Genomic DNA, 24,034 nt, shown 5'->3' on the forward strand with positions numbered 1-24,034 from the left:
GAACAAGGAAAAAACGCGTTTTTCCCCGGCAAACGGGCAGCGCAGCCATTGAAAATAGGATATTTTCAATAGCGAAGTTATAGTGCAGACAGAGTCGCCCGCATTTTCGATGTGGAACCGCTCTGAACCTCCGGCGCCGCGTCAAAGCGGCACGGAGTTGTGGAGAATACGTCATGAACGACAACGACACCAAGGTGCTGGAACCTGTGGGCAAGTCGGTCTATGTCTACCAGTTGCCCATCCGCATCTGGCACTGGACCATGGTGGCCTGCGTCAGCGTGCTGATCGTCACAGGCTACATCATCGGCAAACCCTGGCATTCCGTCACCGGACAGCCCTATGACACATTTTACATGGGCTACACCCGTATGGCCCACTTCATCGCGGGCTTCACCCTGGTCATCAGTACGGTGCTGCGCTACCTGTACGCCCTGATCGGCAACAAATACTCGCGGGAACTTCTTATCCTGCCGGTCTGGCGCAAGTCCTGGTGGGGAGGTCTGTGGAGCGACGTCCGCTGGTATCTCTTCCTGGACAAGGAGCCGCGCGCCTATGTGGGGCATAATCCCCTGGCCCAGGCGGGCATGGCCATGGGCATGGTCTTCATGCTGGTCATCATGCTCAGCGGTCTGGGCATGTATGCCGAGAGCTCCCAGTCGGCCCTCTTCAGGCCCTTCCTCTTCATGCTGGACCTGATGTACGGGGTGGGCGGCAACGGACAGGAGTTGCGCAGCCTGCACCGACTGGGCATGCTTTTGCTGGTGACCTTCGTCACCGTGCACGTGTACATGGTGATCCGCGAGGAAATCATGGGCAAGACCACCCTGGTTTCCGCCATGTTCAGCGGCTTCAGGGAGCGTCGTCGGCGCTGACCCCAACGATACAGAATCCGCCAACGACCGGCCGGTTCCATGCAGTTACGCGCGGGAACCGGCCGGAAACGCGATAAGGAACAGATATGGAAAAAACAGTCATTCTGGGACTCGGCAATCTCCTCTACGGCGACGAAGGCTTTGGCGTGCGTCTGGCACAGCATCTGTACGCCCATTGGGATTTTCCGCCAGGCGTCAGCGTGGTGGACGGCGGCACGCAGGGGCAAACGCTGCTTACCTTCGTGGAGGAGGCGGACAGCCTGCTGGTGCTGGACGCCGTGGATTTTGGCCTTGAGGAAGGAGAACTGACCCTGCGCGAGGAAGTTCCGGCCTATATCACCGCTCAGAAGGTCGGCCCGCACCAGAACAGCTTTTCCGAAGTGCTGGGCCTGGCGGCCCTGCGCGGCGCCCTGCCGCGGCGTTGCGCCCTGCTGGGCGTGCAGCCGGCGGTTATGACCTTGGGCGCGCACTGCTCGCCCGCAGTGGAACAGGCGCTGCCCAAAGCGACGGACCAGGCGCTGGCGCTGCTCCGCCGCTGGGGCATTGAACCCGTCCGCCGCGCGCGGCCCCGTCATCTCTCAGCGCCTGTGCTGGCCCAGCTCTGAAGCGGGCGTTGATCCAGCCGCGCCTAAACGTGCGGCATGAACCGAATAGAGAAGTAGAAAACTAAGGGAATACGTTGCGCCTGTAAAATCCGCCAACTCGGCCAGATTGAAGGAGATATGGGCTGTAATTAGATTGAGAAAATATGCACAAACTCACCGTCAACCCCCAAAAAGGACAGCAACAGCACAAATTTACAATGCCGACAGCCTCCAAATAGCCATAAACAACACAATATCGTTTTACATAACTAAATTTACAGCTATACTATTGACAGCCGCAAGCAGCTTTGATAGGCCCGCTGTGTCCGAAAGGGTTCCAGATACATAACGGGAAAAACACCGCCTCAGGAATGATTGAGGCACAGCGATAGCAAGGCTTTTCTGCCCGACGCGCGCCGAGTTGTCGACGTACTGCCGGACATCTGGCATAGGGAGGTTTCCGCCGACGGGTGGAGCCGGATCCCGGGTCTGTACTTCTAGGAGGGATGGTTTATGGCTAACAAGAAACTGACCGAAGACAGCGTAGCCCTCTTTATCGGCTGCTTTGTCTTCATCCTGGCCGCCCTGAATCTCTGGGGCGTCGATGTGTTGGGCTGGGTGCTCAAGACCAACATGTGGACGAACATGGGCGATGCCTTCTCGGTGACCAACAAAGCATACAGCGGACTCTCCGGCGTCGCCTCGCTTGTGCTGACCTGGGCGGCCATGACCGCGGTGCTCGCCGTGGGCATCAAATGCCTGGGAGCCAATGTGGGCCGCTTTGTGCTGGCCTTCACTATCGTCTTTTTCATCTCTGAATTCTTCTTCATGCTGGGCGCCAACGCGCACATCGCGGCCACGCCCAACCAGCAGGCCAAATTCGGCATCACCTAGTCCATCGGCCTGACCACCGAAGCGGGCTTCATCGTGGCGCTGATCGCGGGCATCCTGATCAGCAACCTCTTCCCCGCCCTGGCGGAAAAACTGCGTGACGCCTGCCGTCCCGAGCTCTTCGTCAAGATCGCCATCGTGGTGCTCGGCGCGGAACTGGGCGTGAAGGCCGCCGGCGCTTCCGGCTATGCCGGCCACATCATTTTCCGCGGTCTTTGCGCCATTGTGGAAGCCTATCTGATCTACTGGGCCACTGTGTACTACATTGCCCGCAAGTATTTCAAATTCAGCAAGGAATGGGCCGTGCCCATGGCCTCCGGCATCTCCATCTGCGGCGTGTCCGCCGCTATCGCCACGGGCAGCGCCATTCGCGCCCGGCCTGTGGTGCCGATCATGGTCTCCTCGCTGATCGTGGTCTTCACCTGCATTGAAATGCTGGTGCTGCCCTTCGTGGCCTCCTACTTCCTGCATAACGAGCCCATGGTGGCCGGCGGCTGGATGGGCCTGGCGGTCAAGTCCGACGGCGGCGCCATCGCCAGCGGCGCCATCACCGACGCGCTGATCCGCGCCAAGGCCATGGAATCCGGCATCATGTGGGAATCCGGCTGGATCACCATGGTCACGACCACGGTCAAGATCTTCATTGACATCTTCATCGGCGTGTGGGCTTTTGTGCTGGCCTGGGTCTGGGCCGCCAAGTTTGACAAGACCAGGGGCGAGCGCACCATGACCTTCGGCGACGTGTGGGCGCGCTTCCCGCGCTTCGTGCTGGGCTATGTGGGCACCTTTGCAATCATGCTGATCATCTGCCTGCAGTCCAAGGAACTGGCCGCCATGGGCAAGAGCGTGATCAGCACGCTCGGCCCCCTGCGCACCATCTTCTTCACGCTGACCTTCTTCACCATCGGCATGGTTTCCAACTTCCGCAAGCTGATGGAGGAAGGCATCGGCAAGCTGGCTGTCGTTTACATCATCTGCCTGTTCGGCTTTATCATCTGGATCGGCCTGTTCATCTCGTGGGCGTTCTTCCACGGCATGACCCCGCCCGTAATGGCCGGCTAACGCGTTTCATCCAAGAGGTTTCAGCCTCATAAGGAGCCAGAATATGTCTGAAGACAAGAACGACATGAAATTTCAGGAAGAAGTGCAGAAAATGGAATATGAACCCCTGGATGAGACGGAACTGAAGCTCATCCACTGGAGCTGGGGGCTGGGCGTTACCCTGCTTGTCGTGCTCTGGTTCGTGAGTTATCTCTTCCCGGGCGCTCACAGTTAGAAAACCCTTTGCATCTGTAATTGAAAAGAGCGGGAACACGCCAACGCGTATTCCCGCTCTTCCTATGAAATTCTGATCCAAACAATTTCCGGCGGCCCACACACCGCCCCAACAACGAGGGAAAAACAATGCCGCAATACCGAGTGCATTATATCGCGGGGCCTAACGAAAATCTTACAATCAGCCGCAGCCAGATCATTGAGGCCGCTTCCTTTCAGGAGGCCCTTGGCCGTGTCACCCACTGGCCGGTGGTGGAGACTTACGACCATACCTCGGCCTGCGCTAAAAATCCGGGCACAAGCCTCTATGATTTTGAAGCTTGGGAAGCCATGCCCCTGGAAGACGACAAAGCCTGACAGAACTTCGGCAGGGACTTGCGTCCACTAAAAGTAGCCACTGGATGACAGCGGAAGAATTTCGGGAAAAAACAGCCCGAGAATCTGACGGAGACCACTATTATGTTTGGCACACTCAGTGGAATAGAACCAAACCATATAACATATTAATATAACAGATAATATTCTTAAATTATAAAAGTGAGGCCTCACAGTCAGCGATCGAAACGGCAAATTATTGATGGCGTAAACATCGGCTTGGATATATAAAAGTAAATATTTTATGTAATATGCTTTGCAGCCGGATGAAACGGTTCTACTTTGCCGGAGATAAGAGGTTCAGTATGCTGAATCCCAGAGAGATCATGATCGTATGCAAGGGAGAGGATAAAACTTCCTCCATTGAAGATTACAAATTTGATGAAGAGCGCGGTAACCATCTGATAACTTTCAGTAATGGCCGTCAATATGAATATAGCAAGACGAATGCCGCCGTCCTGACTCCCCAGCCATACGCCAGCAAAGGCAAATATATTTTTTACAGAGGGGCTCCGGTAATAGACTTTGAGAGAATCCTTCTGTTTGCGAATGATAGCCACAGCTTTTTATACGTAGTCAAAAAAAACGGTAAGGATTTCAGCGCGCCAGAGAGCAAGTTTACGGTATCCGAATCCGCCGATTTGTCGCCTGAGGGACAAAAGATATTTGATTATCTGCGCACCATTGCCGGACGAACCAAACCGACGATGTCCAATCCTCATGAAACCGGGAATGGCAGTAGCTTTCTGGCGAAAGTATACGCCAAGCTTGACTTCATTCATCCGGAAAGCGCGCTCGCCGCTTATTTGAAACCGGAGTCCAATAAACAAGACAGAAGCGCCGCTGGAAGAGATCATTTTCCCTTTTCGTTTTAACCTGAGCCAAAAAGCCGCCGTGGAAAAAGCCCTTACGCATTCCATATCCATAATAGAAGGGCCGCCCGGCACGGGAAAAACCCAGACCATACTGAATATTCTGGCGAATTTGACGACCGTCATGGGCAAAAGCGTCGGTATAGTCTCGTTCAACAATGAAGCCGTTAAAAATATCAAAGATAAACTGAACAAGCAAAAATTCGGCTTTCTGATTGCGGATTTGGGCCGTGCGGAAAAACGACAGGATTTTTTCCATAATCTGCCTACCATTGATGTTGCGGCATGGAATCACAAAGACAGCCTTCCAGAGTTGCAAAACAGAGTTAAGGAGATGAATCAGATTTTGGCCCGGTTGTTGGCGGACGATAACAGGCGGGCTCAGTTGAGACAGGAATTGGCCGCATATCGGCTTGAGCAGCGGCATTTTGAGCAATATTCGCGGCGCAGCAGTTACAACATATTGAAAAAATGCCTTTCTATACACGCTCTTCCGGTCAGATTATTGAATATTTGGCGGACGCGACCCTTGAAGAGAAGCTTCAGTCAGTGAGAAAATTCCTGCATAAGCTTAAACTGCTGTTCAAATACAGAGAATTTCGTTTCGGCAAATTGAAAGCCTCCGAAGTAGACTATCTTTTACACCTGCAGAGACGGTTTTACTCTTTAAAAATCCGCGAGCTGGAAGAAGAGTGCCAAGTCCTTTCAGAACATTTGGAAAAGAGCTCTTTTAAGGCTCTGCAAGATGAGCATCAACGTATCTCCGAGCGGATATTTCAGAAAAAACTGTTTCTTTCACACGGTAATTTGGAGCAACCGGCTTTTTTCGCCGATCAGTACCAAACTGACTACGAAAAGTTTACCCGATACTATCCCATTGTTCTCAGCACAAATCATTCCATACGCAACTCAATCCCACCGAACTACTTACTCGATTACATCATAATAGACGAAGTTTCCCAGGTTGATCTCCTTTCCGGAGTTCTTGCTCTTTCGTGCTGCAAAAATCTGATCATTGTCGGCGACTTAAAGCAATTACCGCAAATTGTGGATAAAAGCATTAAAGATACTATGGTGGATTGGAATATCCCTCAGGGGTACGAATATTTTAAGCAGAGCATATTATCTTCATTTATTTGCCTTTATCCTGAAGATATACCCAGAGTTATTCTGAAAGAACATTATCGATGCCACCCTCAAATTATCCAGTTTTGCAACCAGAAGTATTATGATGGTGAATTAATTCCCTTCACTGACCCAGATTGCTGCCAAGTCCCCCTCATTCTGTATAAAACGAGCAGGGGCAACCACATGCGTGCAGTTACGCATGGAGAAGGCAACGGACTCTATAATCAGCGAGAGTTGGATGTCATCAAAGAAGAAGTTCTGCAAAATGTAAATCTGGCCTCAGATGACGTAGGCGTTGCCACTCCTTATCGGAAACAGGTAGAAAAAGCCCGCGCGCATCTTCCTGATGACATCAAAAACGACACAGTCCATAAATTTCAGGGTCGTGAAAATGATGTAATAATTATGAGCACGGTTTTGAATAATACATGTAACGGGAAAAAAGGGCTCCGCTTCGTTGATGATGCTTGCCTGGTGAATGTTGCGGTTTCACGAGCGCAGAAGCAGTTCATACTGGTAACGGACGATGAATTGTTCCAGAGACATGGACACCATGTCCGTGAACTTTTGCGCTATATTCAATATAATACTTTGGATGAACATATAATCAAAAGCCAGGTCGTTTCTATTTTTGATTTACTTTATAGAAATTACTCAGACAAATTGAAGGTATTAAAATCAAAATTATTATATATTTCAAAGTTTCAGTCTGAGAATATTATGTATACTGCCCTGAAAGATATTCTTTCAGAGCCCAAATATATGCATTACTATGTAACCAGCCAAATTCTTTTAAGGAATATAATAAAAAATACAGACCTGCTTGATAAACGTGAAATTGATTTTATCAACAATCGCGCTTTTATAGATTTTGTAATCTATAATAGACAAGATAAAAAATGTGTTCTAACGATAGAAGTTGATGGTTTTGAATACCATGAAAACAATCCTGTGCAGCTTAAGAGAGATGCAGTTAAACAATCTATATTGAACAAATATGGCGTGCCTCTTTTGCGTTTACCCACAAATGGCAGTAATGAGATGACTAAGATACGAACGAAACTTGATGAAATAGAGTCGTTTTAAAACAATTTGATACTGTGTCAGGCCTACCGATAATCTTGAAATTACCCGATACGGTGGGGAGCTGAAAGTCAAAACCGTCCCAAGCGATGCTTGCTTGTTTCGCGCACTACGTGCGCTCAACTGGCTAAAGCCTATAATGAAAACGCCGGGAAAGCTCATGGCTTTCCCGGCGTTTTCACATGATGGAGGAGTCATGTTTCTCCTGGAAAAGGTAAAGCTACGCCCTATTCACGCAGCAAGCCCGCCAGCATCTGCGGTATGGCGTTGGCCTGCGCGAGCATGGCCGTGCCCGCCTGAGTGAGGATCTGGCTGCGGATGAGCTCGGTCATTTCCAAGGCCACGTCCACACCGGAAATGCGCGATTCCGCAGCTTGCAGGTTTTCCGCCTGAATGGAGAGATTGGTAACGGTATTTTCAAACCTGTTTTGCATCGCGCCAAGATGAGCGCGGATGTTGTTTTTTGACCATTGCGCCGTCGAGCCGCTCCAGGGCCGACTGCGCCAAGCCTTGGGTCTTGATGGAAATGACGTCGCCTTGGGGAACAGGAAGAGTTGGATCAGGTAGGAAAGGGGCAGGAGGATGAACCGGATCACCTGCAGGCAGAGGGCCTGGGCCGCCAGTCCCACCGGGCATATCCGTCCAGTCTGCCCGAAATGCAACTCTGCCATATCCGGCAATAAAAAAATGAGGTCTTCATTTACCGGACTATTTATGTGTGTGATTCATAGACATCGTTTCAATTTTCTGAGTTGAAGCTCCAGCCTGTAATTTTATTCCTGGATGTGTTCCCGCTCCGGATGATAGTCGTCCGCTACCTCTTCAGATAGTGGCGTTTGCTCCATCAATTCGCAGTATCGCTCCATAGGGGTTTTCCCGCTGTGGGCACTGTGGGGACGCTCCCAATTATAGTAGTGCTGCCATTCAGCCAGAAGCATATCAAGTTCGGGCGATGACAGGTCGATGGTGCTGTAGAACTCAATCTTATCCGTTTTTTGCGAGCGCTCGACCTTCCCGTTCAAATGTGGCGAGGCTGGCTTGTTCGGACGAAACTTGATTCCATAGCGCTTTAGGCGCTCTTGGACGATAACGGCAAAAAACTCACGGCCGCGATCCGTCTGTATGCGTTGAATGGGAAAGGGTATTTCCTCAGGGACGCAATCAAGGAAATCCAAGGTATTGTTCGCAGTCCGGCGGGCATAGACCCGCAAGACACGATAACGGGTACAGTCGTCCACGGCGGTATATTGATACAGGCCGTGAGCAATTTTGCAGGATCCATTTGCACCCGCTCACCGGGAATCGGGCGCTGGTAATGTGTGAAATCGCTTTTGCGGCGATATGTTACCAGAGGCTTTACCAGATGGTGGCAAAAAACCTTGTGAATGGAGGCAACGGAAAGAGATATGTCATGGAGCCGTTTCAGCTCGCTTTGTATGCGTCTGGCTCCCAAATACGCCTCTCTCGCAGTTCCCCAATAAGCTCTACGTGGTCAGGCCCTATCTTGGCAGCAGGAGAACTGTGCGGTCGTCGGCTTTGACTCTTCAGGCCATCAATGCCTTGGGCCTGATACCGCCTGCGCCAGTTACGCAGAGTCGGACGCGAAATTCCGCAACACCGACAAACAAGCCCGGCATCCCCAGATTCTCCGCAAAGCCTTACCCATTGAAGACGCTGTCGAACTTCTTTTTCCATTGAGGGAAAAGTACCGGGGAATTGAAACGATGTCTATGAATCACACAAGTTACGCAGGCATGTGCTTTTCATATCTCAATCTTCGCGTGCTCACACTATCTTCTTAATATCACAAAAATCTCTTTTTGTATTTGTCATAGATAATGTTGCGTCTGAATTTTTGTGTAAATACAGCATGGTATCTGCAATTCAAACGCGTGTCTCTAAACTTTGATCGTCCATTTTCGCTCTCCTTTGCTGCTACGCAAATCAGGACAACTTTCATGAGGCAAAGGAGAGCCTCTTTTTGACAGATATCGGCTTCGCCTTTTTGGAACTCCCCACTTGGCAGGAGTTTTTCACCTATAAAAAAGGCCCGCAACGTCAGTCGCGGACCAATATTCCCATGTGGCGCGCCCAGGAGGAATCGAACCCCCGACCAAGAGCTTAGAAGGCTCCTGCTCTATCCATCTGAGCTATGGGCGCAGGCCAGGTCGGCGGACAGACCGCCATTTTCGCGCTCACTATAGAGACGGCGGCCCACCGCGTCAAGATACGTAAAATGTCACGCCTCCATCACTATTCCGTCATGTCTCGCGGCTAGCGTGTGCTCATTCCACAACGCTTGCCAAGGAGCAGATATGCCTTCACCCTCCACTCGCCGGGATTTCCTCAAATACGCCGCCGCTGCCGGTTTTGTCTGCGGCGCCGGTCTGCTCGGCGCGCCCGCCTCCGCCGGAGCGGCGACCGTTAAAACAATCAGCCTGGAGCAATGCCGGAGCCTGTCCCCGCAGGACATGGCCGCCGTCTCGGACACAGTGACCGCCGCCTGGCAGGATCTGCGCGACGCCGCCAACAGCATCCGCGACGCCGGGCTGCGTGCGTCCGTGATCGCCATTCTGGACAATCCGGCCCCCACCCTGGCCGCCGGGCTGGATCAGCGGGCCGCCGCCGAAGCCCTGATCGACGCCGGGCTGCGTCAAGCCAAGGTCGACGCGCCCCTGCTGCCGCCCCTGGCCACCACAGACCGCGCGCCGCAGCCTTTTTCCTCCGCGCCGGGCAGCGGCTGGAACAGCCACCACGCCTATCCCGGCGGCCTGGTCACTCACGTGGCCTTCAACGTGCGCGCCACCCGCGCCCTGGGCGAAGATTACGCCCGCATCTTCGGCATGCAGCCGGACATGGACGTGGCCCTGGCCGCCCAACTGCTGCATGACCTGCACAAGCCCTGGGTCTTCCAGTGGCAGACGGACGGAACCTGTCGCACGGAGCAGCCCCTGGCCGCCACGGGAGAACACCATGTGCTGAGCGTGGCCGAAAGCATCAAGCGCAAGCTGCCCGCCGAAGTGGTGGTGGCCCAGGCCTGTGCCCATACGCACCCCGGCACGGACAAGGACGAGGCCCAGGTAGTGAGCTGGATCACAGCCGCCGCCCTGCTGGCGGGCGTGGACCCGGTGCGCGCCGACCTGCTGGCCCCGGGCGGCAAAAGCCTGCCCCTGCCCCGCCGCGCCGAAGGTTTTCTGGTCCATCTCGGGGACCATGACTTTGTGCTTTCCGTGCCTGCGGCCCAGTGGCTCACGCCCGTGTTGCGCGACGTGGCCCGCGAGCGCTACGGCCTGTCCGGCACGGACCTCGACGGCGCGCCCTTCAATCAGTTGCGCAACTACGTCTATTCCCAGGCCAGCATCATGCGCCTCTACGGCGTCCTTGTCACCGAAGGCCCCAAGGGCGTGGCACGGGTAACCGAAAGCATCGTGCGTCGCGCCTGAGCCATGCCGTTCACCACTTTCAACCATTTTTTGAAGGAGATCCCCGTGAACAAAGTTCTTCCGGTCCTGCTGGCCGCGGCCCTTTGCCTGCCCGCAGCGCCGCAGGCCGCCACCGTCTACCCCCTGAACAATGCGGAAATTCTCTCCGGCGGCCTCTTTGACATCAAGGTGGAATTCGACTCGCGCCTGCCCGATGCCGACAGCGCGCGTCTGACCATCAACGGCAAGGACGCCGGGGAAGTGCTGGGCAAAAAACCGCAATTCGTGACCGACGAGGACGGCAAGGGCTCGGCCCTGCTGATCCGCGACGCGCGCCTGCCCGCCGGAACCTATACCGTGGAAGCCAAGGGCGGCAATGAGAGCCAAAACGTGACCTGGACGGTCTATGCCACCGGCAAGCCCCAGGCCAAAAACGTGATTCTGCTGATCGCCGACGGCCTGAGCGTGGGGCACCGGACCGCCGCCCGCCTGCTTTCCAAGGGCATGACCGAGGGCAAATACAACGGCCGACTGGCTATGGACGACATGCCGCACCTGGCCTTTGTGGGCACGGGCAGCGTGGATTCTATCGCCGCGGACTCGGCCAATACCATGAGCGCCTATACCACGGGCCACAAATCCAGCGTCAACGCCATCGGCGTCTACGCGGACAGAACGCCCGATCCTTTTGACGACCCCAAACAGGAAACCCTGGGCGAGATTCTGCGCCGCACGGGCAAAAAATCCCTGGGCGTGGTCTCCGACGCGGAAGTGGAGGACGCCACCCCGGCAGCCGTGGTGGCCCATACCCGCAAACGCGCGGAAAAGGCCGCCATCGTGGAGATGTTCCACAAGGTAAAACCCGACGTTCTGCTGGGCGGCGGCGCGGCCTATTTCCTACCCAAGAGCGTGCCGGGTTCCAAGCGCAAGGACGACATCGACTACATCCGGAAATTCAAGGACGACGGCTATGTCCTGGCGACCTCCAACAAAGAATTGCAGGCTCTGCCCAAGGATGCGAACCGCGTGCTCGGCCTGTTTCATCCCGGCAACATGGACGGCGCGCTGGACCGCAAATTCCTGAAAAAAGGCACTGTGTCCAAGTTCCCGGATCAGCCCGACCTCACGGACATGGCCCGCACGGCCCTGGGCGTGCTTTCCCGCAATCCGGAAGGCTTCGTGCTGGTACTGGAAGCCGGGCTGGTGGACAAATACTCGCATCCTCTGGACTGGGAGCGCTCCGTTTACGACACCATCATGTTCGACAAGGTGGTGGCCATGGCCCGTGAGTTCTGCGCAACGCATCCTGACACACTGCTCGTCGTCACCGGCGACCACACCCACTCCATCAGCGTGGCGGGCACGGTGGACGACCGTCTGCCCGGCACGGAAATGCGGGAAAAGGTGGGCACCTACGGCAAGGCCGGATATCCGCTCTATGAGGACAAGGACGGCGACGGTTACCCGGACAGCGTGAACCCGCCCAAGCGTCTGGCCGTGTTCTTCGGGGCCACGCCGGATTATTACGAAACCTTCGCCCCCAAGCTGGACAACCCCTTTGTCCCGGCCGTGAAGGATGAAAACGGCCGCTATGTGGCGAACGCGGCCTACAAGGATGCGCCCGGCGCGGAATTCAGGCCCGGCGTGCTGCCGCGCGACGAGGCCCAGGGAGTGCATACCGTGGACGACCTGCTGCTGCATGCCCAGGGGCCCACCGCCGAAAACTTCCACGGCTATCTGGAAAATACCGAGGTCTTCAAGCTCATGGCCAAGGCGCTGGGCCTGGGCCGCTGAAAAACCATTCCTTCCTCCTCTCCTCCTGAACGCGGAGGCTTACCCTGAACAGGGCCGGGGCGGATTTCCCATACCGCCCCGGCCATAACCACGGAATCAGCAATGCAAGGCCTGCGTTATTTTCTTCATTGGCTCGCCCCCCTGCTCGCGCCGTTTTTGACCGTGCTCTGGCTGGCGCATTTTCTCGCCGCCGCGCCCCATGTCCGGGCTCTGGACGCCGGGGCGACGGAATTGGGCTTTGACGAAATATACGCCGCCCAAGGAGTGCTGGGCATGGAATTTTCCGATAAGCTCAAGGCCCTGAACGGCAAAAAAGTACGGATCAAGGGCTTTATGGCCCCGCCTCTCAAGGCCGACAGCGTCTTTTTCGTCCTTACCCGCCAACCGGTGTCGCTCTGCCCCTTCTGCAATTCCGAGGCCGACTGGCCCTCGGACATCATCGTGGCCTACATGGACGACGGCCAGCGCTTTGTGCAGAACAACGAGGCCATTGCCGCCGAAGGCATACTGGAAGTGGGTTCGGCCACGGACCCGCAAACCGGCTTCGTCAGCCTGCTGCGGCTGACCAAAACCAGGATTTCGCGGCTATGAGCGCCCTGTATGCCGAAAATCTGCGCCTGTGCCTGCGCGAAGGCCGCCGGGAGCGGTTCCTGCTGGAAATAGACACCTTACGCCTGGAGGCCGGGCAATCCTTGGCCGTCAGCGGCCCCTCGGGCGGCGGCAAAACCACCCTGCTGCATGTGCTGGCCGGTCTGCTGCCGCCCTCCGGCGGACGGGTTTTCTGGGACGAAGAAGATATCTACGCCCTGTCCGAGACCCGGCGCGACGCCTTGCGGGCGGGCGCTGCGGGCATGATCTTTCAGGATTTCCAGCTCATGCCCGGCCTGAACGCGCTGGACAACGTACTGCTGCCCCAGACCTTCCGGGGCTGGCGTACCCCGCGGGGGCGGCGCCGCGAGGCGGTGGAACTGCTGGACCGCCTGGGCATCGCCGCGCCGCGCACGCGGGTGGAGAAGCTCTCGCGCGGAGAAATGCAGCGCGTGGCCTTGGCCAGAGCCTTTATGAACGATTGCCGCCTGCTCTTCGCCGACGAACCTACAGCCAGCCTGGACGCGGCCAACGCCGACCAGGTGGCGGACCTGCTGCGCGGACTCTGCCGGGAACGGCGCAGCGCCCTGATCTGCGTAACCCACGACGCCCGGCTCATGGCCGGTCTGGACCACTGCGTCCGGCTGGACCAGGGCCGACTCAAGGAGGTCGCATGAATCCCCTGCCCGTCGTTCAGGCCTCGTTGCGGCGTTTTCCTCTGGTCTCCCTGGCCACGCTGCTGCTGGTGGCCGTGGCCGTGGGCCTGGGCACGTCGGTTTCCCTGTTGGAACCCTCTCTGCGCCGGGGAGCCACAGCGGCGGCGGACAAATTCGACCTGCTGGCGGGCGCGCCCGGCAGTGAAAGCCAGTTGGTGCTTTCGGCCGTCTATCTGGACGGTACGCCCCTGCCCCTGCTCAGCGGCGACGTGGTCGAAAGCGTGGCCCATGATCCGGGCGTGGCCTGGTTTTCCCCCATTCTGCTGGGCGATACCTGGCAAAAACACCCCATCGCGGGCGTGGAAGAGGTATTTCTGGAGGGCGCGGGCCATTTCGCCGACGCCACGGACGCGTTCGCAGGCGCGTTGGTGCCGCTGGAGCCGGGCCAAAAATTTCACGGCACGCACGGCGCGGCGGCCCTGTCCCCCACGGATGTGCATAAAATGGCCTACACCGTGCGCGGCAAACTGCCGCCCACGGGCACGCCCTGGGACCGTGCCATCCTGGTGCCCGCCGCCACAGTGCGGGCCATGCACGCGCACGGTCCGGCGGAACACGACGAGGAGCACGCTGAAGAAGAAAAAAACCATGCGCACGCCGCGCACGACGGGGCCGTATCCGCCCTGGTGATCAAACCGCGCTCCGTGGCCGGCGCCTACCGTCTGCGCGCCGCCCTGCGCACGGAGCGCAGCGTGGCCCTGTTCCCGGCGGAAGTGCTGCTGCGCCTCTATAACGTGCTGGGAGATGTGCAAAGCCTGCTCAGCGGCATGGCTTGGCTGGCCCAGGCCGCCGTGCTGTCCGGGGTACTCATGGCGGTGTTCGCGGGCCTGCCCCGCCGCCGCGCGACTCTGGCCGTGTTGCGGGCCCTGGGTGCGCCACGCGGCTACGGGGCCCTGGCTCTCTGGCTGGAAATGGCCCTGCTGCTGGCCCTGGGCGGCCTGCTGGGCCTGGTTCTGGGCTATGGCCTGACCTGCTGGGCCGCACAGCTTTTCGCCCAACAGACCGGCGTGCTCGCGCCCGTGAGCCTCGGTGCCGACTTTTTGCTGACCTTCGGCCTGACCCTGGGCCTGGGCGGTCTGGCCGCCCTGCTCCCTGCCGTAAGCTGCTGGCGCATTCCCGTGGCCGCGGCCTTGCGGGAGTGAGCGGAGTCCGGCGTTCCCATACTGTGCTCCCGCCTGGAGAGTCCCTCCCCGCATTGCCGCCCACGACGATTGTCTGTACAGTTCCGGCACGTTGAACGGCAAGGAGGACGGCGTGGAACACGGGCACGAAGGGCAAAAGGAACTGCGGCGCGGCCTGAAAAACCGGCATATCCAGATGATCGCGCTGGGCGGGGCCATCGGCACCGGCCTGTTCTACGGTTCCGCCGCTTCCATTTCCCTGGCCGGACCGTCCGTGTTGCCGGCCTATCTGCTGGGCGGAACCGTGATCTGGCTGATCCTGCGCATGATGGGCGAAATGGCCGTGGCCGAGCCCGTGGCCGGGGTCTTCAGCCATTTCGCCTATGCCTACTGGGGTGAATTCCCCGGCTTTCTCTCGGGCTGGAACTACTGGTTCCTCTACGTAGCCGTGAGCATGACCGAACTTTCGGTGGTGGGCATCTACGTCAATTACTGGCTGCCGGATTTCCCGCAGTGGCTCACGGCCTTTCTGGTACTGGCCGGGGTCACGGCCGTCAACCTGATCCAGGTGCGGCTCTACGGCGAACTGGAATTCTGGTTCGCCTTGGTCAAGGTGGCGGCCGTCATCGGCATGATCGGCCTCGGCGCGGTACTGGTTCTGCTCAACGCGGGACATGATCCGCAGGGAGCCAACGGGCCGGGCTTCGCCAACCTCTGGGCGCACGGCGGATTTTTCCCGCACGGCCTCTCGGGCATGCTGCTTTCTCTGGTGCTGGTCATGTTCTCCTTCGGCGGCACGGAGCTCATCGCGGTCACCGCCGGGGAGGCCGACAATCCGAAAAAAAGCTTGCCCAGAGCCATCCGCCAGGTGCTGCGCCGCATCCTGCTCTTCTATATCGGCGCGCTGGCGGTGATCATGATTCTCTATCCCTGGAACAAGGTGGGCATGGAGGGCAGCCCCTTTGTGCTGATCTTCTCCGGTCTGGGCATTCCGGCGGCCGCAGGCATTCTCAATCTGGTGGTGCTCTCCGCCGCCGTGTCGGTCTACAACAGCGGGGCCTACAGCAACGCGCGCATGCTCTACAGTCTGGCCCGGCAGGGCAACGCCCCGGCCTTTTTCGCCAGGCTCAACCGCCAGGGCGCTCCGTATCTGGGCACACTGTTCTCCGCGCTCTGTACGGCCGTCATCGTGCTGCTCAACTGGCTCTTTCCCGGCCAGGTCTTCCTCTATGTGGTCTCCGTCGCCACGGCCGCGGCCCTGCTGACCTGGGGCATGATCGCCCTGACCCACATCCGCTTCCGCCGGATCCGCGACGCGCGCGGCCAGGGCGAAAAAGACAGCTTCCGCGCGCCGGGTTGCCCCTGGCTGAACTACCTCTGCCTGGCCTTTCTGGCGCTGGTGCTGGCGCTGATGACCCGGCTGGACGGCACCCGCCCGGCGGTTTTCGCGCTGCCGCTCTGGCTGGCCGTGCTGTACGCGGGCTTCCGGCTGAAAAAGGCGCGTGAAAAACGCCGGGGCGCGGCGCGGGAGACACCCTCCCGCCCCCGCTGACAGGCGGCCCGCTTTCGGATACTGTGGCGGCCATGAGCACGATGTTCCACAATTTTCAGGAAGTGCTGGCCCATCTGGACGGCCTCGGCCTTTTCCACATGGACATGCGCCTGGACCGCATGCGCCGCGCCCTGGCCGCTCTGGATCTGACCCGCCCCCCCTTCACGGTGGTCCAGATTCTGGGCACCAACGGCAAAGGTTCCACTGCGGCCTTTCTGGCCTCGCTCTGCGCGGCCCACGGCTGCAAAACCGGCCTGTACACCTCGCCGCATTTCGTCTCGCCCGAGGAACGCATCCGCGTGAACGGGCAGCCCCTGCCCGGCGAAACCTGGACCGCGCACGCCAACGCGATCATGGCTGTGGCTCCCCCACCCGGCGGCCTGACCTATTTTGAATTTCTCACCGTACTGACCCTGCTGCTCTTTCGGGAAGAAGGCGTGGACGTGGCCGTGCTGGAAGCCGGGCTGGGCGGACGCCACGACGCCACCACCGCCGTGGCCGCCGACCTGCTCTGTTACGCGCCCATCGCCCTGGACCACAAGGACGTTCTGGGTCCCACCCTCGCGGCTATCGCCGGGGACAAGGCCGCCGCCGTGCGCGGCCCGGTCCCGCTCTGCACGGCCCCGCAATTCCCCGAGGCCGCGCGTTGCCTTGAAGAAGCCGCGCGCGCCCATAATGCGCCCTTGTATCAGGCCGAAGCCCTGTCCGCCGCGTGGATTCCCCGTCTTGGGCTGGCCGGGCCGCATCAGATGGTCAACGCCGGGCTGGCCCTTACGGCCTGGCGGCAGCTGGCCCCGCTGCTGGACAGACAGGCCGACGATGCGGCCGCTCAGGCGGAAGGCCTGGCCCGCGCTTTTTTGCCGGGCCGTTTGCAGAGCGTGCCCGGCACAGAGGACTACCCGGCCCTGCTGCTGGACGGCGCGCACAATCCCCATGGCATGCGCGCCCTGCTGCGGGCGCTGGATTATCTGGAACAGTCTGGCGTCCGCCCCGCCGGTGCCGTTTTCTCCTGCCTAGGCGACAAGGACTGGCGCACCTCGGCCCTGATGCTCAAGCACCGGCTGGGCGCGGCCCCCCTGTTCATCCCCGCCCTGGACAATCCGCGCGCCGCCGATGTCCGCGAGGTGGCCGCGGCCTGCGACAGCCTGCCCCCGGCCACGGCCGTGCCCTTGGCGGGGCCACGCGCGCTGCCGAAAGCCCTGGCCGCCGCGCGCCGCGTGGAAGGCACGGCCCCCGAGCGCCCGATACTGCTGACCGGCTCCCTTTATCTGCTGGCCGAATTTTTCACCCTCTTTCCACACCTGTCGGCGGCCGCGCCGCCAAAGGCCTTGCCATGAACGAACTCTTCCGCGCCATTCCCGCCACGGACCTTTGCCTGGACGCCCTGACCGGGGCTGATCCCGAACTGGAAGCGGCCCCGCGCGTCCTGCTGCGCGAGCTGGTCACCGCGTTCTGGGACGCCCGGCGGGAGGACATCCGCGCCGGACACTGCCGCGAGGCCGCCCGATTGAGCCTGGACGCCCAACTGCCTGACTTGCTGGCCCATGTCCGCGCCGGACTGCGGCCCCGGCTCAGGCCCGTGCTCAACGCCACGGGCGTGGTGGTGCATACCAACCTGGGGCGTTCGGTGCTGGCCGAGGAGGCCCGGCAGGCTGTGGCCCTGGCCGCCGGGGGCTACTGCAATCTGGAACTCAATCTGGGCACCGGCGGGCGCGGCAGCCGCTACGAGCTGGTGGAAGAACTGATCTGCCGCCTGAGCGGAGCCGAGGCCGCACTGGTGGTCAACAACAACGCGGCCGCCGTGCTGCTGATGCTGGACGGCTTCTGCAAGGGCGGCGAGGTGATCGTCTCGCGCGGCGAGCTGGTGGAGATCGGCGGCAGCTTCCGCATCCCGGAAGTCATGGAAAAAAGCGGCGCGCGATTGCGCGAGGTGGGAGCCACCAACCGCACCCATCTACGTGACTATGCGGCGGCCATCAATGAAAACACCCGCGCCCTGCTGCGCGTGCACACCTCCAATTATCGCATCGTGGGCTTTCACGCTGCCGTGCCTCTGCCGGAACTGGCGTCTCTGGCGCGCGGGCGCGGCCTGCCGCTTTTTGAGGATCTGGGCAGCGGCAGTTTCATGGATTTCTCTCCCTACGGCCTGCCCAACGAGCCCACCGTGCCCTCGGTGCTGGCAGGCGGCGCGGATCTGGTGACCTTTTCCGGCGACAAGGTGCTGGGCGGCCCCCAGGCCGGGATCATCGCCGGACGCAGGGAGATGGTGGACACGCTGAAGCGCGATCCCCTGACCCGCGCCCTGCGTTGCGACAAACTCTGTCTGGCCGCTCTGGAAGCCACCTTGCGCCTCTATCTGGACCCGGACAAAGCCCGCGAGCGCATTCCCACCCTGCGCCGCATCTGCCTGCGGCCCGAAGAACTGGCCAAACGCGCCCGCGCCCTGGCCGCCCGGCTGCGCAAAGCCCTGGGCGAGGCCTGCGCCGTGAGCGTGCGCCCGGACGTCTCGCGCGTGGGTGGGGGAGCCTTTCCCCAGTATGACCTGCCCACCAGCCTGGTCTGCCTCAAGCCCGCGCGGCTCAGCGCCACGGCCCTGAAAAACGCCCTGCTGGACACGGATCCGCCCCTGCTGGGCCGTCTGGAGGACGATCATTTCTGCCTGGACCCGCGCACCCTGGAAAGCAATGAATACCCGCCGCTGCTGCGCGCCCTGCAAACGGCGCTGCATGTGGCGGACAACAAACATACCTCATAGCCGAAAAGGAAGCATACCATGGAAAAGACATTGGCTTACAAACCGCAAAGCGCCTGGGAAAGCTATGACGACGCCAAGCAGCGTAAGAACATGGAAGCCCTGGCCGCCCGCTACATCGACTTTCTGACCCGCTGCAAGACCGAACGCGAAACCGTGGACTACGTGCGCGAACGCCTGACCCGGGCAGGGTACAGCGAGGACTTCGGCGCGGAGCGCGTGCTGCGGCCCCTGCGCGGCAAAGCCCTGTTCGCGGCCCGGCGCGGCTCCCAACCGCTGGAGGAAGGGCTGGCGCTCATCGCGGCCCACGCCGACACCCCGCGCCTGGACTTCAAGCAGCGCCCGCTCATCGAGCAGCCCGGCGTGGCCCAGGCCAAGACCCACTATTACGGCGGCATCCGCAAATATCAGTGGCTGGCGCGGCCCCTGGCCCTGCACGGAGTGATCATCCGCGAAAACGGCGAAAGCCTCACGGTGAGCATCGGAGAAAAGCCGGGCGAACCGGTGTTCTGCATCGCGGACCTGCTGCCGCATCTGGCCCAGAAACAGAGCGGCCAGACCATCAGCGAAGCCTTTGAGGCCGAAAAGCTGAACATCATCCTGGCCCACAGCCCCAAACAGGCCAAAGGCGGCAAAAAGGACAAGGACGCGCCCAAAGAGCCGGTCAAGGAACAACTGCTGGACATCCTGCACAAAAAATACGGCATCAACGAAGAAGACCTGATCACCGCCGAACTTCAGGCCGTGCCCGCCGGACCGGCGCGCTTCGTGGGTTTTGACAAGGCCCTGGTGGGCGGCTACGGGCAGGACGACCGCATCTGCGTGTTCACGGCCCTGGAAGCCCTGCTCACGGCTGAAGCCGGGCCGCGCAACATGGCTGTGATCTTCTGGGACAAAGAGGAAATCGGCTCGGACGGGGCCACGGGCGCGGCCTCGCGCTTTTTCCAGTACTGCGTGGAGGATCTGGCCCGGGCCTGGGCTCCGGGCACGCCCGCCTCGCACGTGCTGCTGCACAGCCGCGCCCTGTCCGCCGACGTGCAGGCCGCTCTGGACCCGGATTTTCAGGAAGTGCATGAAAAGCAGAACGCGGCCCAGCTGGGCTACGGCCCCTGCTTCTCCAAGTTTACGGGTTCGCGCGGCAAATACGGGGCCAGCGAGGCGGACGCCGAATTTTTCGGCGAGCTGCGCGGCCTGTACAACGCCAAAAGCATTCCCTGGCAGACCGCCGAACTGGGCAAGGTGGATCTGGGCGGCGGCGGCACGGTTGCCCTTTTTCTGGCGGCCTACGGCATGCGGGTCATTGACCTGGGCCCGGCCGTGCTTTCCATGCACAGCCCCTTTGAACTGGCCAGCGTGGCGGACCTGCACGCCACCCTGGAAGCCTACAAAGCCTTTCTGGAAGCCTGAGGCGGGCTGGATGCCGTAAAGGAAAGAAAAACGCGCATTGGCTTCAGTTTTTCTGTAACATTACGGTATATTGCAAAAACGTCTGTCAAGGGGAAGAGTGCTATTCCCGTTGACAGACGTTTTTTTCAGGGTATAGTACTGACCGGTCAGTACTATACCCTGAAAAAATAAAGGATCGGCATGGACGAAGTGCAAAAACAACCGGAGGGGCAGCCCGTTACGCCGCCCCACCGCCTGCCGGATTTCAGCAGAATGCGGGCCGGCCGACGGGCGCGCGCCCTGTTCCTGCTCGCGGGCTTTTTTCTGGCTGTGGGCCTGGCCTGGGGTATCTGGTGGGTCACGGTACTGCGCTATGCGGAAAGCACGGACGACGCCTATGCGGCCGGCAACACGGTCACGGTCATGCCGCAGGTGGCGGGTCGGGTCACGGCGGTACTGGCCGACGACACCGACCTGGTGGAAGCCGGTCAGGCCCTGGTGCCCATCGACCCGGTGGACGCCCGGCTGGCCTATGAGCACGCTCTGGTCAGCCTGGCCACGGCGGTGCGCGAAACCTGCAAACTGGAGGCGGAATTGCGCCAGAGCGAGGCCAATATCGCCATGCGCAAGATTGACCTTCAGCGCCAGCAGGGCAACCTGGAGCGCCGCCAGCTCCTGATCAGGGACAAGGCCGTACGCAAGGAGGAATTCATCCACAGCGCCGAGGATGTGGCTACGGCCCGTCACGCTCTGGCTGTGGCCGAAGCCCAGCGCAACGCCCTGACCGCCGTGCTGCTGGACACGCCGGTGGACGGGCAGCCCGCCGTCAGAGAAGCCGCAGCCGCGGTGCGTGAACGCTGGCTCGATTTGCAGCGCGCCACGGTGCGCAGCCCCGTGCGCGGCCAGGTGGCCCGTCGCGCCGTGCAGGTAGGTGAATACGTCACGCCCGGCAAGGCCCTGCTGGCCGTTGTGCCGCTGGACAGCCTCTGGGTGGACGCCAATTTCAAGGAAAGCCAGCTGCGACGCATGCGCATCGGCCAGCCCGCCCTGGTCAGGGCCGACATGTACGGCGGTTCCGTGACCTATCACGGCACGGTTCAGGGCTTCGCGGCGGGCACGGGCAGCGTCTTCTCGCTGCTGCCGCCCCAGAACGCCACGGGCAACTGGATCAAGGTGGTCCAGCGCGTGCCGGTGCGCATCGCCATTCCGGAAGACGAACTGCGGGCGCATCCCCTGCTGGTGGGCCTGTCCGTGACCGTGGAAGTTGACACTAAGGACCAGGACGGCCCCATGCTGCTTACCGCGCCCCGGCCCGAGCCGCCGGCCAGTCTGGCCGCCCAGACCCCGCCCGTAGATTTCGCGCCTGTGGACGAGCGCATCCGCGCCGTCATCGCGGCCAATACCCAGGCCGGGTCCGCCGCCACGCATCAGGCCGGACTATGAGCGAGGCCGCGCTCACGCCGCTGCGCGGCGGGCCGCTGGTGACGGCCACGGTGGGCATTGCCGTGCTCACGGCCATGACCGTGCTGGATTCGACCATCGCCAACGTGGCCCTTTCGACCATCGCGGGCAATCTGGGCGTGGCCGTCTCCCAGGGCACCTGGGTGATCACTTTTTTCGGCGTGGCCAACGCCGTGGCCATTCCGCTTACCGGCTGGCTGGCCCGGCGGATGGGTGAGGTGCGACTTTACTTCGTGGCCAGCGCCCTGTTCGTGCTTTCCTCCTTTCTCTGCGGCATCTCCAGCAGCCTCGGCATGCTGATTTTCTTCCGTCTGCTCCAGGGCGTGGCGGCCGGGCCCATCCTGCCGCTCTCACAGAGCCTGCTGCTGGCCTGCTATCCCCCGGAAAAACGCGGCCTGGCCCTGTCCCTCTGGTCCATGGTGGTGGTACTGGCCCCCATTCTCGGCCCCATTCTCGGCGGCTGGATCTGCGACAATTACCACTGGGGCTGGATTTTTTTCGTCAACGTGCCGGTGGGCGCTCTGGGCCTGTTGTTGCTGCGCGCGCCGCTGCGCGGGCGGGAAACCCCCACCGGCAAAGCGCCCATTGACGTGGTGGGCCTTGTGTTGCTGGTCGTGGGCATCGGCTGTCTTCAGCTCATGCTCGACGAGGGCAAGGACCACGACTGGTTCTCCTCGGGCTATATCGTGGCTCTGGGCGTGGCGGCCGTGGTGGGCATCGCCTTTTTCATCGTCTGGGAGCTCACGGAAAAGCATCCCGTGGTCAACCTCTCCCTGTTCCGGCACCGTAATTTCACGGTGGGCACCATCTGCATCAGTCTGGGCTTTCTGCTCTACTTCGCCTCCGTGGTGCTGCTGCCCCTGATGCTTCAGTCGCGCCTCTCCTACACGGCCATGTGGGCCGGCTTTTCCCTGGCCCCGGTGGGCCTGTTTCCATTGATCATCTCGCCCATTCTGGGCAGGCAGGCCCGCCGCCTGGACATGCGCCTGATGGCCTGCCTGAGCTTTCTGGTCTTTGCCGGCTGCTTTTTCTGGCGCGCCGGTTCCGCGCCGGGCATGGATTTCCTTTCCGTGGCCCTGCCCCAGCTGATTCTGGGCATCGGCGTGGCCCTCTTTTTCATGCCGCTCACGACCATCATCCTTTCCGGCCTGCCCAACAGCGAGCTGGCCGCCGCCTCCAGCCTGTCCAACTGTGTGCGTGTGCTGGCCGGTTCCATAGGCTCATCCCTGGTCACGACCATGTGGGAGCGGCGCGAGGCCCTGCACCACGCCCGTCTGACCGAGGGCGTCAACGAATACAGCCCGGTCTGGGACGCGGCCCTGCGCGCTCTGGAACAGCTCGGCATGAGCCTGCCCCAGGCCAGGGCCTGGATCGCCAATGAAATCACCCGGCAGGGATTTATTCTGGGTTTTGATGAACTGTTCTGGCTGGGCGGCGCGCTTTTTGTGCTGCTTTCAGGCCTGGTCTGGCTGGCCCGGCGGGTCTGAGGCGGGATTCGGAGCGGGAACCGGATCGGGCGTCCGCGCGGGGAAAAGAATATCCAGATGCGCGCGGAACAGACCCATCAGGTCCTGGGATTCCAGATTGGCGAAGATATCCGCGCGCAGCACTCCGAAAAGCAGCGGCGCCATCAACAGCAAAGGAAAGCGGTCCAGCGCGTCGCGCACATTGACGGTCCGCGCGACGGGCAGAAACTCCTCGCGCAGGCGGGCTGTATTGGGGGCAAGGAAGCGCTCGTAAAAACCGCCCATCAGTTCCGGATTGTGCAGGCCCTCGCTGAAGGTCAGGCACACGCAGCGCCGCAACGCCGAGCGCGGCCCGCCGCTGATCAACGGCTCATACATGCGCAGCAGCTTTTCGCGTGGGTCCAGTGAGGCGTCCTGCAAAATGGCCTGCTTGCGCGCGAAAAAAGGCGCGAAGGCCGCCTCGATCACGCCCTCGAACAGGGCTTTTTTATTGGGGAAATACAGATAAAGACTGCCCTTGGAGACACGGGCGCGCCGGGCGATATCTTCCATGCGGGCCATGGTGAAGCCCTTGCCGCTGAACTCTTCCAGCGCCGCGTCCAGAATGGCGGCGCGGCGGGCCTCTCCTTTTTCCCGGCGGCCTCCGGCCGCGGCGGAAACCGGATTTTGCCGGATTTTGACATGTTTCATGACCTC

Annotated in this window: 19 protein-coding genes, 1 tRNA gene and 3 pseudogenes; 19 read left to right on the top strand and 4 right to left on the bottom strand. The window is 60.3% G+C overall.

The window, feature by feature from the left end; genetic code table 11:
- The first annotated feature begins 173 nt into the window (after window positions 1–173).
- The 8 genes and pseudogenes from cybH (at window position 174) to FYJ44_RS01435 (ending at window position 7,083) form a co-directional block, all read left to right on the top strand.
- Complete coding sequence (gene cybH, locus FYJ44_RS01400) at window positions 174–872, top strand: Ni/Fe-hydrogenase, b-type cytochrome subunit (protein WP_154508450.1); 699 nt, start codon at window positions 174–176, stop codon at window positions 870–872.
- An 86-nt stretch (window positions 873–958) separates the two neighbouring features.
- Window positions 959–1,477, top strand: a complete 519-nt coding sequence (locus FYJ44_RS01405; protein WP_154508451.1) for a HyaD/HybD family hydrogenase maturation endopeptidase — start codon at window positions 959–961, stop codon at window positions 1,475–1,477.
- Between the two features lie 492 nt (window positions 1,478–1,969).
- Window positions 1,970–3,409: pseudogene (locus tag FYJ44_RS01410) on the top strand (putative sulfate exporter family transporter).
- A 43-nt stretch (window positions 3,410–3,452) separates the two neighbouring features.
- Entirely contained in the window at window positions 3,453–3,623 is a 171-nt protein-coding gene (locus FYJ44_RS01415; RefSeq protein ID WP_154508452.1) for a bacteriocin-type signal sequence, read from the top strand.
- Between the two features lie 128 nt (window positions 3,624–3,751).
- Complete coding sequence (locus tag FYJ44_RS01420; protein WP_154508453.1) at window positions 3,752–3,979, top strand: hypothetical protein; 228 nt, start codon at window positions 3,752–3,754, stop codon at window positions 3,977–3,979.
- 323 nt (window positions 3,980–4,302) lie between these two features.
- Window positions 4,303–4,872 (top strand): hypothetical protein, encoded by a 570-nt coding sequence (locus FYJ44_RS01425; protein WP_154508454.1) that lies wholly within the window; start codon window positions 4,303–4,305, stop codon window positions 4,870–4,872.
- Between the two features lies 1 nt (window position 4,873).
- On the top strand, window positions 4,874–5,422 hold the full coding sequence (locus FYJ44_RS01430) for an AAA domain-containing protein (RefSeq protein WP_229772451.1): 549 nt from the start codon (window positions 4,874–4,876) through the stop codon (window positions 5,420–5,422).
- Window positions 5,341–7,083 carry an AAA domain-containing protein gene (locus FYJ44_RS01435; protein ID WP_154508456.1) on the top strand — a complete coding sequence of 581 codons (1,743 nt, stop codon included), beginning with the start codon at window positions 5,341–5,343 and terminating at the stop codon, window positions 7,081–7,083. Before FYJ44_RS01430 ends, FYJ44_RS01435 begins: the two co-directional genes overlap by 82 nt.
- Before the next feature lie 224 nt (window positions 7,084–7,307).
- Here the strand turns inward: FYJ44_RS01435 and FYJ44_RS01440 are convergent.
- The 3 genes and pseudogenes from FYJ44_RS01440 to FYJ44_RS01450 form a co-directional block, all read right to left on the bottom strand.
- Window positions 7,308–7,605 (bottom strand): annotated as a pseudogene (locus FYJ44_RS01440) (flagellin); the annotation flags it as partial.
- Window positions 7,606–7,853: 248 nt separating this feature from the next.
- Window positions 7,854–8,775: pseudogene (locus FYJ44_RS01445) on the bottom strand (IS481 family transposase).
- Window positions 8,776–9,163: 388 nt separating this feature from the next.
- A tRNA-Arg gene (locus FYJ44_RS01450) sits at window positions 9,164–9,240 on the bottom strand.
- Window positions 9,241–9,395: 155 nt separating this feature from the next.
- On the opposite strand from FYJ44_RS01450, the gene FYJ44_RS01455 reads away from it, so the two are divergent.
- From FYJ44_RS01455 to FYJ44_RS01505, 11 genes are all read left to right on the top strand, one after another.
- The gene (locus tag FYJ44_RS01455; protein ID WP_154508457.1) at window positions 9,396–10,523 is read left to right on the top strand and encodes a twin-arginine translocation signal domain-containing protein; all 1,128 of its coding nucleotides are present in this window, start codon (window positions 9,396–9,398) and stop codon (window positions 10,521–10,523) included.
- 45 nt (window positions 10,524–10,568) lie between these two features.
- Entirely contained in the window at window positions 10,569–12,296 is a 1,728-nt protein-coding gene (locus FYJ44_RS01460) for an alkaline phosphatase (protein WP_288956730.1), read from the top strand.
- 102 nt (window positions 12,297–12,398) lie between these two features.
- The gene (locus FYJ44_RS01465; protein WP_154508461.1) at window positions 12,399–12,887 is read left to right on the top strand and encodes a hypothetical protein; all 489 of its coding nucleotides are present in this window, start codon (window positions 12,399–12,401) and stop codon (window positions 12,885–12,887) included.
- On the top strand, window positions 12,884–13,561 hold the full coding sequence (locus FYJ44_RS01470; RefSeq protein WP_154508463.1) for an ABC transporter ATP-binding protein: 678 nt from the start codon (window positions 12,884–12,886) through the stop codon (window positions 13,559–13,561). The genes FYJ44_RS01465 and FYJ44_RS01470 overlap by 4 nt, the downstream gene beginning before the upstream one ends.
- Window positions 13,558–14,742: an FtsX-like permease family protein gene (locus tag FYJ44_RS01475; protein WP_154508465.1), complete on the top strand. Its 1,185-nt coding sequence runs from the start codon at window positions 13,558–13,560 to the stop codon at window positions 14,740–14,742. The genes FYJ44_RS01470 and FYJ44_RS01475 overlap by 4 nt, the downstream gene beginning before the upstream one ends.
- A gap of 112 nt (window positions 14,743–14,854) precedes the next feature.
- Window positions 14,855–16,273 carry an amino acid permease gene (locus tag FYJ44_RS01480; protein WP_326833657.1) on the top strand — a complete coding sequence of 473 codons (1,419 nt, stop codon included), beginning with the start codon at window positions 14,855–14,857 and terminating at the stop codon, window positions 16,271–16,273.
- A gap of 32 nt (window positions 16,274–16,305) precedes the next feature.
- Window positions 16,306–17,610, top strand: a complete 1,305-nt coding sequence (locus FYJ44_RS01485) for a bifunctional folylpolyglutamate synthase/dihydrofolate synthase (RefSeq protein WP_154508467.1) — start codon at window positions 16,306–16,308, stop codon at window positions 17,608–17,610.
- On the top strand, window positions 17,607–19,028 hold the full coding sequence (gene selA, locus FYJ44_RS01490; protein ID WP_154508469.1) for an L-seryl-tRNA(Sec) selenium transferase: 1,422 nt from the start codon (window positions 17,607–17,609) through the stop codon (window positions 19,026–19,028). The genes FYJ44_RS01485 and selA overlap by 4 nt, the downstream gene beginning before the upstream one ends.
- Window positions 19,029–19,046: 18 nt before the next feature.
- Entirely contained in the window at window positions 19,047–20,432 is a 1,386-nt protein-coding gene (locus FYJ44_RS01495; RefSeq protein ID WP_154508471.1) for an aminopeptidase, read from the top strand.
- Window positions 20,433–20,612: 180 nt separating this feature from the next.
- Entirely contained in the window at window positions 20,613–21,854 is a 1,242-nt protein-coding gene (locus tag FYJ44_RS01500; RefSeq protein WP_154508473.1) for an HlyD family secretion protein, read from the top strand.
- Window positions 21,851–23,359, top strand: a complete 1,509-nt coding sequence (locus tag FYJ44_RS01505; protein ID WP_154508475.1) for a DHA2 family efflux MFS transporter permease subunit — start codon at window positions 21,851–21,853, stop codon at window positions 23,357–23,359. Before FYJ44_RS01500 ends, FYJ44_RS01505 begins: the two co-directional genes overlap by 4 nt.
- Here FYJ44_RS01505 and FYJ44_RS01510 read toward each other — a convergent pair.
- A complete protein-coding gene (locus FYJ44_RS01510) occupies window positions 23,327–24,028 on the bottom strand; it encodes a TetR/AcrR family transcriptional regulator (protein WP_154508477.1) in 702 nt (233 codons plus the stop codon). The genes FYJ44_RS01505 and FYJ44_RS01510 overlap by 33 nt on opposite strands.
- Between the last annotated feature and the right edge of the window lie 6 nt (window positions 24,029–24,034).

The organism is Desulfovibrio porci, assembly GCF_009696265.1.
GTDB lineage: Bacteria > Desulfobacterota > Desulfovibrionia > Desulfovibrionales > Desulfovibrionaceae > Desulfovibrio > Desulfovibrio porci.